Origin of the sequence: Paraburkholderia sp., assembly GCF_036488505.1 — a bacterium.
Classification (GTDB): domain Bacteria; phylum Pseudomonadota; class Gammaproteobacteria; order Burkholderiales; family Burkholderiaceae; genus Paraburkholderia.
In genome coordinates, this window is record NZ_DASXHN010000056.1 from 1 (window position 1) to 10,848 (window position 10,848).

Genomic DNA, 10,848 nt, shown 5'->3' on the forward strand with positions numbered 1-10,848 from the left:
GAGCAGCGTGGCGAGATGCGGGATGTCGTCGACTTCGGTGTACTCGTAGTACGGCGTGGATGGTTCATGACCGCGCTTGACGAGCGCCTTGTGTTTGACGCCCATGTCGTGCGCGGTCATCAGGTCATAGCGCAAGCTCGACGACACATGCAGCACGTCGCCGGGATTGCAGTTCAACTGGTCGAACATGTATTCGAAGCCCTGCATGCGGGGCTTGTACGACTGCGCCTGCTGCGCGGTGAACACGCGATGGAACGGCGCGCCGAGCTTGTCGACGTTGCTCTGGATCTGATCGTCCGAAGCGTTCGACAGGATCACCAGCTTGTACTTCTTCGCGAGACGCGAGAGGCCTTCCGGCACGTCCGGGTGCGGGCCCCAGGTGGGCACGGCGACGTAGAACTTTTCGGCTTCCGTTTCGTTGAATTCGACGTTCATGCGGCGGCACGCACGGCGCACCGAATTGACGACCACGTCGCGGTACGGTTTCCACGCGCCGAGCACCTCGTCGCGGCGATAGCCGGCGAAAAACGCGACGAATTTTTCGAGGTCCGCGCCGCTGAGGCGGTCGCCGTATATCTCGCGCGCCATGTCGGCCATGCGGAACTTCGTCAGCGTGCCGTAGCAGTCGAACGTGATGTACTTCGGCTCGAAATCGATCATGATGATGGCAATCCTTTCGTGTGATGAACCCGCTCCGGGTTCAGTGGCGAAAACAGGAAAAAGTGCGTCCTGTGAAGAATTTAAACAGCGCAAAATTCGGGGTTGGCGTCGAATCGATGGGGGCGGACGGTATAAACAGAGCGTTTGCATGCATCGTCGCAGCAGATTCTGCGGTCGCGCCGGCGAGGGCTCCATAGCCGCATGAGCGTGCGTTTCGAGCGTCGCTGGCCATCGGGTTTGCCCGCATCGCATCAGCTCCGCGTATCGATCAGCACGCTCTTGAAACGCAGGTGCGCTTCATAGCCCTGGCGCCCGAGATCCTTGCCGATACCGGAGCGCTTGTAGCCGCCCGTGGGGATCATGAAGTCGTCGCTGCGTCCGTAGCGGTTGACCCAGACCGTGCCCGCCTCGAGCGCACGCACGAGCCGCAGCGCGCGGCCGATGTCCGCGGTATGCACGCCCGCGGCGAGTCCGTATTCGGGATGGGCGGCGAGTGCGAGCGCTTCTTCCTCGGTGTCGAAGGTCTGCACCGTAAGCACCGGCCCGAACACTTCGGCACGCACCGCTTCGGTGTCGCGGCTCACGTCGCTCAGGATGGTCGGCAGATAGAAGGCGCCCGGCACCGGTGCATCCGCGCGACGGCCGCCGCAGCGAATCACCGCGCCTTCGGCCACGCTGCGCGCGACGATCGCTTCGATGCGCGCGGCCTGCGCGTCGGAGATGATCGGCGGCAGCGTCGTGCCGGAGGCCCAGGTGGCGCCCGCGCGCAGCGCCGCGAATGCATGCTCGATGCGCTCAAGCAGTTCTTCCGCGATCGTGCGTTCGACCAGCAGCCGCGAACCGGCCACGCACACTTGCCCTGCATTGCCGGCGATCGCGCCAGCGATGCGGCGCGCGACTTCGTCGAGCCTCGGCGCGTCCGCGAATACGAGTTGCGGGCTCTTGCCGCCCAGCTCCAGCGTGACCGGTTTCGTGCCGCTCCCGGCGCACGCCGCCATGATCGCGGCGCCGGCACGCGTCGAGCCGGTGAAGGTGACCTTGGCGACGCCCGGATGGCGCACCAGCGCATCGCCCGTGGTCGCGCCGTCGCCTTGCACGACGTTGAAAATGCCGGCCGGAATGCCCGCCTCGATCGCGAGTTCGGCAAGCCGCAACACTGAACAGGGCGTCATCTCCGAAGGCTTCAGCACCACCGCGTTGCCCGCCGCCAGCGCAGGGCCGATTTTCCACGACGCCATCACGAGCGGGAAATTCCACGGCACGATCGCGCCGACCACGCCATAAGGTTCGGCGATCGTCATGCCCAGGTGGTCGTGATCCGTGGCCACGACATCACCGCCGATCTTGTCCGCGAATTCGGCATAAAAGCGGATGCCTTCCGCCGTGAACGGCACATCCCATGCGCACACGTCGCGCACGGGGCGCGTCGAGCCGAGCGCTTCGAGCGGCGCGAGGGTAGCGACGTCGGCGGCGATGTGGTCGGCGAAGCGTCGCAGGATGCGGGCGCGCTGGCGCGGCGCCATGCGCGCCCAGCCGCTTTGGCGCAGCGCTTGCGTCGCCTGATCGACGGCCTGGTCCACCGTGTGCGCATCGCCGAGCGGCACCGACGTATACACGACGCCGTCCGACGGCCGCGCGACATCGATGCGCGCCGCCGCGTCCACGACCCACTCGCCGCCAATGAAATGGCCGCCTTTCTTTATAGCCACCGTGGCGGGATCGAACTGGTCCATGACTGGTTTCCCTCGACTTGATCTCGATAGAAACATCGTAGGTCCACGGTCACCGCATATTTCGCCGACAAAATTGCCGGATCAGCAGATTCGACGCGTTGTTGACCGCATAACCCGGCGTTTTGCATTGCATCAAGACGACGCACCGCGCGCGCGGCTGGAACAGGAAGATCGTCCTAGCCAGCCTCGGCGGGCAATGCGATAGTCTCGCTACGCGTATACAGACCCTGGAGCCCGGCGTGTCCGACTCAAACCCGACGAGCGTCATCACCTATCGCGCCTTCACCGCCGACGATCTGCCCGCCGCGCATGCGTTGTCGACGGCGGTGCGCTGGCGGCACCGCCTGGAAGACTGGCGTTTCGCCGCACGCATCGGCGAAGGCATCGTGGCCGTCGATGAAAGCGGCTCGCTGGTCGGCACGGCTTTTTGCTGGTTGTTCGGCCGAAACGCGGCGACGCTCGGCATGCTGATCGTCAAGCCGAGTCATCAGCGCCGCGGGATCGGCCGGGCGCTGATCGAACACTCGACGAACACGCTTGGATCGCGCACGCTGCTGCTGCACGCGAGCGACGCCGGCTGGCCGCTCGCCGAGCGGCTCGGCTTTACGCGCATCGGCAGAATCCACCAGCACCAGGGCGCGGCGTTTCAGCCGCCGCTCGTGTCGCTGCCGGCGGGCGAGCGGCTACGCCCGATCGGCGCGAGCGACCGGCCGTACCTGATCGAATTGGCAACGCGCGCAAGCGGCCTCGACCGTTCGGCGCTGCTGCCCCACGTGCTCGATCAAGCGAGCGGCATCGCGCTCGACCGGGACGGCGAACTGATCGGCTTCGCACTGTTTCGCCGCTTTGGCGACGGCCACGTGATCGGCCCGGTGATCGCGCCCGACTCGCCGGACGCATGCCGCGCGAAGGCGCTGATCAGCCACTGGCTGGGTTCGAACGCCGGTATGTTCATCCGCATCGATACACCGGTCGATCTTGGCCTGTCCGACTGGCTCGAAGGTGTCGGGTTGCCGCTTGTCGATCACATCGAAAAAACCGCACGCGGCGCCCCGCTGCGAGGCGATGCGCAGTTCAAGCAGTTTGCGATTACGAGCCAGTCGGTGTGGTGAGTGCGTCGAGCCTCTGGCACGCGGGTATCACGCTGAGTGGAGCCTCGATCTGTTTTATCCGGAGGACGTGGTGACGGCGCAGCGACGAGTCGAAATCTGATTCAGCAGCGGATGCCCGCACGCGGGGGCACGTTGTGTCGGCAGCGCCGGCGAGAATAGCCGCTGCCGCGCGTAACCCGTTGTCGTGAGCGCCATTCGCCCAGGCGGCGAAAGCGTTAATCGCTGAAGCCGGGAGAATCGGTATTAGAGCGGATAGGCCCAGGGTTGAAAGCCGGCTTTGTGTTCGCACAGCCAGTAGTAGCAAGCGGCTTCGTGAGGCGCGAAATCATCGCCCCGCTCGTGCAGTTTGCGGCGCCAACAGAATACGTCGATCACCGACGGATGCGGACCGGCGGCAGCCCAAAGGGTTGAGACGAGATAGCGGTCAACGTCGACCGGCGTTCCGCTAACGATAATGGTTGGGATGGACTGCGCTTGAGTCAGCATGGCGAAGTAATCCGGTGGCTTACTTGCCCAGTCTGAGCGCTTTTAATTGCCAATACAATTGCGCCAATGCGTACGTATCAATAAGGTTTCGTACAGGGCGGCGCCGTGGTTTTAACAGACTGGCGAACTCGCCAGCACGCATCGGCGGGTCGTCGTCTTCTGACGCACGCTGTTGATCGCGGTAGCGGCACCTTCCGCGTGAAAATTCAGCGGCACCTGCATTACTGCGTTTTCCATCCTAGTCTTGTGAAGTACTCCTGGCCGGCATGCGGTGAACAATGTGCAGAACAATGATTGTGGCGTAGCTGCCTATCTTCGGAAGCACCGTGGACTGCTGACGCGCCGATGGCTTCGCGCGGTGCGGCAGCAGATGCAGATCCGGCCGACATGCAATGAAGCGGTAGTCGGCCTGATCGACGAGCTACCGTTGCTTTTCGATGAATTGTGCGCGGTGCTGGCGAACGCGGCCGCACCGGGCGCGGCTATCCATGCTGCGAAGGACGCGCGCTCTCATGCCAGAGAACGCTGGCAGCAGGGTTTCGCGCTCGAGGAACTGTACATGGAGCTGGACCTGCTGCAGCGGTGCGTCAATGCGGCGGTTCGCGAGTATTGTGCGGAAGCCGCGTCTCATGCGGTGCAGCGCGAGGTCCATGAAGCGATCGACCGGTTCTTCAGCGCCGCCATCCGCAATGCGATCCGTCAGTTCCGTTGTGAACAGGAGCGTCATGTCAGCGACGCGCTCGCCGAACGGGAGCAGGCGCTGGCCGCGCAGCGAAAGAGCGATGAACGTCTGAGGATTGCCGCGGAAGCCGCCGGCCTCGGCATCTTCGAGTGGGATCCGCGGACCGGCAGGGCCGTGTGGGAAAACGCCCGCATGTACGAAATTACAGAACAACCCGAAGACCGCGGACCGATGAGCCTGCAGCAATTCATTGAAACGCTCGTTCATCCCGACGACGCGCCCAGGATCCATGACGCGGTGCATGCGGCAACCACCGCATCGGCCGACATTCACGAGATTTTCAGGATCCGCACGGTGCGCTCGGGTGCGCAACGCACGATCGAAGGATCCGGACGGTTCGTGCCGGACGTTTCCGGAGCTGGATGTCTGCTGGTCGGGACACTGGCAGACGTGACGGCGCGTGTGGCGGCAGAAGAAGCACTGAAACTGGCCGACCGCCGCAAAGACGTGTTCCTTGCTACGCTCGCGCACGAGTTGCGCAATCCGCTCGCGCCCGTCATCAATGCTGCGTCGCTTCTGCAACGACCGGGGATCTCCGCCGAGAAAGCCTTATGGGCACATCGGCTCATCGATCGCCACGCAACTCATCTGGCACACCTGATCGACGACCTGCTCGATCTTTCGCGAATCGCAGCAGGAAAAATCACGCTGCGCAAACAACCGTTCAACCTGAAGACCGCCGTCGACCAGTCGATCGAAATGAATGCGTCGGCGGCCGCGCAGCGCGGGCACCGGATTCAGGAAGTGGAGACATCGCCGATGCCGCTTTATGTCGATGGCGACCTGACACGAATCACGCAGATCATCTCGAACCTGCTCGACAACGCTGTCAAATATACGGGCAATGGCGGGCATATCCGGATCAAGGTAGACCGGACAGATCACCACGCATGTATCTCTGTTGAAGACAACGGCTTTGGAATGGACCCCGACCTGATCCCCTCGCTGTTCGAAATGTTCGAGCAGGAACGCGCGCCGGCATCAGCAGGCAAAGCGGGGCTCGGCATAGGACTGACTGTCGCCCGCTCGCTCGTCGAGATGCATCATGGAACGATCGCCGCGTCGAGCGGCGGCCGTGGGTGCGGCAGCTGCTTCACCGTTCGGCTCCCGTTGTGCAGCCCGCCGGGACCAGCCGTCGCGGAAATGGCATCGGACCCGTCGGCCGCCAACGAATCTCGCCGCGTGCTGATCGTGGATGACAACGCCGATGCGGCCACGTCGCTGGCCATGCTCCTCGATGATCACAATGTACGGGTCGCGACGAGTGGGCGGCAGGCACTGGAGATTGCGCGGGACTTCGATCCCCAGATCGTGCTGCTTGACCTCGGATTGCCGGACATCAGCGGGTACGAGGTCGCCGAGTGTCTGCGGCAAGAACACACCGGCTCGGCAGTGTTGATCGCGGCGCTTACCGGATACGGGCAGCCCGAAGACAGGGAACGCACGCAACGCGCGGGGTTTGACTGTCACATCGTAAAACCCGCGCGTCCCGAGGAAATCATCGCGCTGATTCGAGCAGCGTAGCGCCGCGCGGCAAACACATCGCCGCACGGCGCTACCGCTGTGCACCGCCGTCGCCCATCGTCAGTCGACGCGCACCTCGATGCGGCGCGGTTTGGCTTCATCACGCCGGGGGATGACCAGTTTCAGGACGCCATCTTTCAAAGACGCTTCGATCTTCGAAGTGTCCAGATCGTCGCTGATCGAGAACCGGCGCGAGAAGTGCGGGACGCGCATTTCGACATGGGACAACGAGAGATTGGGCGGCACCGGCACGACGGATTCGGCATCGATGGTGAGGCTACCGTCGTGGACCTCGATGCTCAGTTTGTCCTTCGGAACGCCCGGCAGATCGGCGAGCAACGTCACCGTGTGGGCGTCTTCGCAGACGTCGACAGCCGGCGTGAGCGTCACGCGACGGCGTGCGTCGTCCGCATCCGTGCGCGCTACCGCGCCGTTGTCGCGTTGAGCAAGCTGGGTGTTGTCATTCATGATGTCACCTCTTCATTGAACGGTAATCGCACGGGGCTTGGATGCTTCGAGCTTGCCGACGGAAATCAACAGGCAGCCATCGACGTAGCGCGCCTTCACGTTGTCCGGATCGGCATGCTGCGGCAGCTCCACGACGCGGCGGAACGCGCCGCTAAAGCGCTCCTGCGCATAACTGCGCGTGTCTTCGGGCAGTTGCGCCTGGCTCGCCGCACGCTCGCCGCTGATCGTCAACAGGCCTTTGTCGATCGAAATGTCGAGCTTCGCCGCGTCGAGGCCGGGGGCAAACGCGACGATCTCGACCGAGTCGTCGGTCGTACCGATGTTGATTTGAGGGAAGGTGCCGAACCGGCTGGAACGCAGGCTTGCAGGGAATCCGCCGAACAGGCTGGACATCTGCCGTTGCAGACGGTCGAGCTCGCTGAAAAGTTCAGTGCCGAAGTAAAAGTCACTCATGATCGCTTTCTCCTCTGGCGGCGAGGGAGCGAACCGGCATACGCGCTTCAGTCCGGCTGCCCCGTGCCGCGGACAATCAAGGTTGAAACACGCAGCGCCCATGAACTGAACGTTCACGAACTACTGCCTGAGCGATCAATAAAATAGGACATCGGCAAACAATTTCAAGAGGCGCCGCGCGGATTTTTCGGCCTTGAAATCCGCACTGCCGCCCATACCGTCGCCGCATGTTTTTTCCTGGAGGCAAGTATGGAATTCGACACCGACTGGACGACGCTCGGCAAGCACCGCATCAAGCTGCGCTCGACCAAAGGCTTTCCGACCGAACTGATGCACCAGGTCGCGCAGGTCGCGCGCCTTGCCATCGACAACAACATGAGTGCCCGCGCGCGCATCGTCGAAATCGTCTTCCGTCATGAGAAGGCGTACGACATCACGGTCGGGACGACGTTGGCCGAGGACCGCATTTGCGCACCGCAACTCGAGAGCGCGATCGCGACGGTGATGGGCCTATTACCGGAACAGGTCAACGTGCTGGTCGAGCCCGTGACCCAGGAGGAAGTCGACCTGCACTTCGGTGTGTATGAACGGATGCTGGCCGAGAAGCTGGGCACGGTGCCGCCAATGCAATAAGAGGTGCGCTCTGAAAGCAACCTGGCCGGCCGCAGCGCGTCAGTGCGGTCGTCATCCCTTGCCGAGTGGCGGCCGGCCCGGGAATCCCGCCATATTGCTCAACTGGGCAAGCTCGTTCGCCGCCTCGCGCAGCAGCACGGCGTGCGCGTGAATCTTCTCGGCGGTAAGCCGCACCCGGGGACCGGCCAAACTGATTACGCCGACGCAGCGCGAGCCACTGATCACCGGCGTGGCCACCGCTGACATGCGCGGCGCGAACACCTCGTCGATCATCGCGTAACCACGCACGCGCGCAGCGTGCAGAAAACCGAGCAGCGCTTTGAGCGTCGTCGGCGCATTGGGTCCGAACTCATTCGGCTGCCCGAAGCCCTGCTTCAACACGAGTGCCATCGCCTGTTCGTCGCTCATCGTCATGAGCCACGCGTGCCCGGTGGACGTACATGAAAGCCGCGCGGCCTGACCCATGTCGGGATCGTAGCGAAAGCCAACGCGCTGTCCGTCCGCCTTCCCCACCCAAATGATTGCGTCGCCGTCCACCAGAGACAGCCGCGCCAGTTCGCCGGTCTGCGCGGCGACGCGTTCGATGATTGGCTGCGCGATATCCGCGATGCCCGTCAGGCTCAGGAATTCGAGCCCGTTCGACGACATGCGCATGGTCAGGATGTAACGGCTGTGATCGACCAGTTGCCTGACGTACCCGCCTTCAACGAGTTCGTTGAGCACCCGGTGGCACGTGCTGCGCGGCAGCGACAACGCGTCGGCAATCGCCAGGAGGCCTGCGCCTTCCCCTTGCGACGCCAGGAAATCGAGAATTCTCAGGCCGTGTTTGAGCGACATTTGCGGTTATTTTCACGATTTACGGTAGCACCACGCTCAAGGAAATCGAACAGCACTGCCTGACGCTCGCCGACGCGTTCAAGTTCGACTGCCTGTTCCGCCAGACCAATAGCGAAAGCGAGCTGATCGACTGGATTCAGCAAGCGTTCCTGCAGGACGCCGCGCTGATCATCAACCCGGCCGGGTTTTCGTTCGGCCGCATTTCGGTGCTCGACGCGGTCAAGCTCATCCGCCGGCCGGTGGTGGAATTGCACATCACCAACATCCACAAGCGTTCGGACGAATATCGTCACTCGACGATCTCGGTGGCGGCGACCGCGGTGATCTGCGGGGCAGGCGCAAACGGATACTTGCTCGCGATTCGCGCGATCGACGATTTGTGGGGCAACGAAAACTGAGCCGGACGTCACCTCACGAGCGGATCTCGCGGCGGCGCTCCGACGCGTCAAGGCGGCGCACGGCGAGCATGAGAAGCGCGCCGGCGGCCAACGCGATGCGAATTGCGGCGAGCGGTTCGCGGAGCGCGCCGGCGCGAACTTGACGCGCGTCATCGCACCTCGGAGGCGCCCAGCCTCAAAGACCAGCGCATCCCTTTGCCGGGCCCCGTTTCGAGGTCGAGGCGGCCGCCGATGCCGGTCAGCATGTTGCGAACCGTGCGCAGTCCGGTATTTTCGTCGACAGCGGGACCCGACAGGCCGCGGCCATCATCCGTTACGCAAACGAGGCAGCCTTTGTCGTCACTGCGGCTCAGCGACACGGTAATGTGTCCCGCCGTTCCGTCAAACGCATGCTCGACCGAATTCGCAACCAGCTCGTTGACGATGGTTCCGACGGTCGTGCAGGTGTCGAGCCCGACGATGATCCCGAACTGCAGCTTTATCGTCAGCGAAATGCCATTGCCGACCAGGTCGTAAAGATCGTCGAAATTCGCCGCCATCGTGCTCAGATACCGTCCGAGATCCGCGTGCTCTTCCTGTTCGTTGAGACCGAGCAGGTGGTCATAAAGCGACGCCATCGCGAATACACGCCGCTCGATGTCGCGGAAGCTCCTGCGCGTGTCATCGTCACGCGCCCTGAGCACGTTGCGCTGAACCATCGCAATAATGAGCTGGAAGTTGTTGCGGATGCGATGCTGCTGCTCGCGAAGCAGCACCGCCTTCGCGTCACGCTCCGCGGCTAGCGCCGCTCGCGCATGGGTCTTCTCGATGTTTTCGGCCAATACGCCAGCTATCGAAGCAAGAAACGTCAGCTGCAATGGGCCGATTTCAGTCGGCTCGCGGAAATCCACTTCCAGCACGCCGTACGCGCCCTCGTAGTTGACAAGCGGCAGGTTGACCGACGTGACCACGCCGTTTTCGGCGAGGACCTTGGGAAGCGAGTCGGGCGGACGGCGCCGGACGTCGGGATCGACGACCGGCGCAACGCTTTTCAGCGCTTCACCCGGCGGGTTTCCCGGCTCCGCCTTCCCGGCGGGTTGACCCAGCGCAGCGTGGGAAAGCCCATATTGGCTCTTGATCACCAACGTATTGTTCGAGCGGTCCAGTTCGAGCACTTTCGCCATCGCAGCGAAACAACCCTGCGCCGCCGTCTGGGTGGCGTCATCCAGTACCTGCTGCAACGCGACATCGCCTTGGGTCCGTTCGATCATGTCGGCGAACAGTTGCCCCTGCCGCAAAACGTCCGCCGTACGGACCGTATCGGACGGGTCGGCGACGATATGCCGGAGCGATGCTGCCAAGGTTGCGATTTGCGCAGAACTCATATTTCCACCTATATGACCGCAGCGGGGGTGCATCAGCCGGCGCAAGAGTTATTCCGCGCGGATATCCCGCGCCTGACCGAAAGCCGTGCCGGCTGAAGACGCTTAGCCGGCCGCGGGGATCGCTGGCCGGCGCGTCAACGCCATCAGAAAAGGCACGCGGCTTGCGCAACATGGACATGTCGGTCGCGCGACGATTCGAGCCGCGAAGCGTCGGCCGGGTGTTCGAAGTGATGCAATTAGGTAAAGCCAATGTCTGAAACGAACGCCGAGCCCGGCCGCATCGTCGTTATCGGCGCATCACAAGGAGGCCTCGCGGCGCTGCGCGCGGTCGCCGGTGCGCTGCCGTCAGACCTTGACGCCGCCGTGCTGGTAGTCATGCATATCGGCGCGCACAGCAGTATGCTGCCCGCTCTGCTCGCGCCGCACACAGCGTTGCCG

11 protein-coding genes and 1 pseudogene are annotated in these 10,848 nt (G+C 63.4%); 5 read left to right on the top strand and 7 right to left on the bottom strand.

Annotation, left to right across the window (positions count from 1 at the left end):
- Both VGH68_RS03300 and VGH68_RS03305 read right to left on the bottom strand, forming a co-directional pair.
- Window positions 1-660, bottom strand: a 660-nt coding sequence (locus VGH68_RS03300) for a haloacid dehalogenase type II (protein ID WP_331602075.1), incomplete at its 3' end; no start/stop codon positions are given.
- A 251-nt stretch (window positions 661-911) separates the two neighbouring features.
- Window positions 912-2,393, bottom strand: coding sequence for an aldehyde dehydrogenase family protein (locus VGH68_RS03305; protein ID WP_331602076.1), 1,482 nt, complete (start codon window positions 2,391-2,393; stop codon window positions 912-914).
- Window positions 2,394-2,632: 239 nt separating this feature from the next.
- On the opposite strand from VGH68_RS03305, the gene VGH68_RS03310 reads away from it, so the two are divergent.
- A complete protein-coding gene (locus tag VGH68_RS03310) occupies window positions 2,633-3,505 on the top strand; it encodes a GNAT family N-acetyltransferase (RefSeq protein WP_331602077.1) in 873 nt (290 codons plus the stop codon).
- A gap of 243 nt (window positions 3,506-3,748) precedes the next feature.
- Here VGH68_RS03310 and VGH68_RS03315 read toward each other — a convergent pair whose 3' ends face one another.
- Window positions 3,749-3,991, bottom strand: coding sequence for a hypothetical protein (locus VGH68_RS03315; RefSeq protein WP_331602078.1), 243 nt, complete (start codon window positions 3,989-3,991; stop codon window positions 3,749-3,751).
- Between the two features lie 271 nt (window positions 3,992-4,262).
- Here VGH68_RS03315 and VGH68_RS03320 point away from each other — a divergent pair, with 271 nt between their 5' ends.
- Window positions 4,263-6,257: a hybrid sensor histidine kinase/response regulator gene (locus VGH68_RS03320; protein WP_331602079.1), complete on the top strand. Its 1,995-nt coding sequence runs from the start codon at window positions 4,263-4,265 to the stop codon at window positions 6,255-6,257.
- Between the two features lie 60 nt (window positions 6,258-6,317).
- Here VGH68_RS03320 and VGH68_RS03325 read toward each other — a convergent pair whose 3' ends face one another.
- Together VGH68_RS03325 and VGH68_RS03330 are read right to left on the bottom strand one after the other, a co-directional pair.
- A complete protein-coding gene (locus VGH68_RS03325) occupies window positions 6,318-6,725 on the bottom strand; it encodes an Hsp20/alpha crystallin family protein (protein WP_331602080.1) in 408 nt (135 codons plus the stop codon).
- 12 nt (window positions 6,726-6,737) lie between these two features.
- A complete protein-coding gene (locus tag VGH68_RS03330) occupies window positions 6,738-7,178 on the bottom strand; it encodes an Hsp20/alpha crystallin family protein (RefSeq protein ID WP_331602081.1) in 441 nt (146 codons plus the stop codon).
- A 249-nt stretch (window positions 7,179-7,427) separates the two neighbouring features.
- On the opposite strand from VGH68_RS03330, the gene VGH68_RS03335 reads away from it, so the two are divergent.
- The gene (locus tag VGH68_RS03335; RefSeq protein ID WP_331602082.1) at window positions 7,428-7,811 is read left to right on the top strand and encodes a hypothetical protein; all 384 of its coding nucleotides are present in this window, start codon (window positions 7,428-7,430) and stop codon (window positions 7,809-7,811) included.
- Window positions 7,812-7,862: 51 nt separating this feature from the next.
- Here the strand turns inward: VGH68_RS03335 and VGH68_RS03340 are convergent, their stop codons facing one another.
- A complete protein-coding gene (locus VGH68_RS03340; RefSeq protein WP_331602083.1) occupies window positions 7,863-8,648 on the bottom strand; it encodes an IclR family transcriptional regulator in 786 nt (261 codons plus the stop codon).
- A gap of 17 nt (window positions 8,649-8,665) precedes the next feature.
- On the opposite strand from VGH68_RS03340, the pseudogene VGH68_RS03345 reads away from it, so the two are divergent.
- Window positions 8,666-9,046 (top strand): annotated as a pseudogene (locus tag VGH68_RS03345) (type II 3-dehydroquinate dehydratase); the annotation flags it as partial.
- 149 nt (window positions 9,047-9,195) lie between these two features.
- Here VGH68_RS03345 and VGH68_RS03350 read toward each other — a convergent pair.
- Window positions 9,196-10,410, bottom strand: a complete 1,215-nt coding sequence (locus tag VGH68_RS03350; protein WP_331602084.1) for a histidine kinase dimerization/phosphoacceptor domain -containing protein — start codon at window positions 10,408-10,410, stop codon at window positions 9,196-9,198.
- 249 nt (window positions 10,411-10,659) lie between these two features.
- On the opposite strand from VGH68_RS03350, the gene VGH68_RS03355 reads away from it, so the two are divergent.
- A partial coding sequence (locus tag VGH68_RS03355; RefSeq protein WP_331602085.1) for a chemotaxis protein CheB occupies window positions 10,660-10,848 on the top strand: 189 nt, incomplete at its 3' end.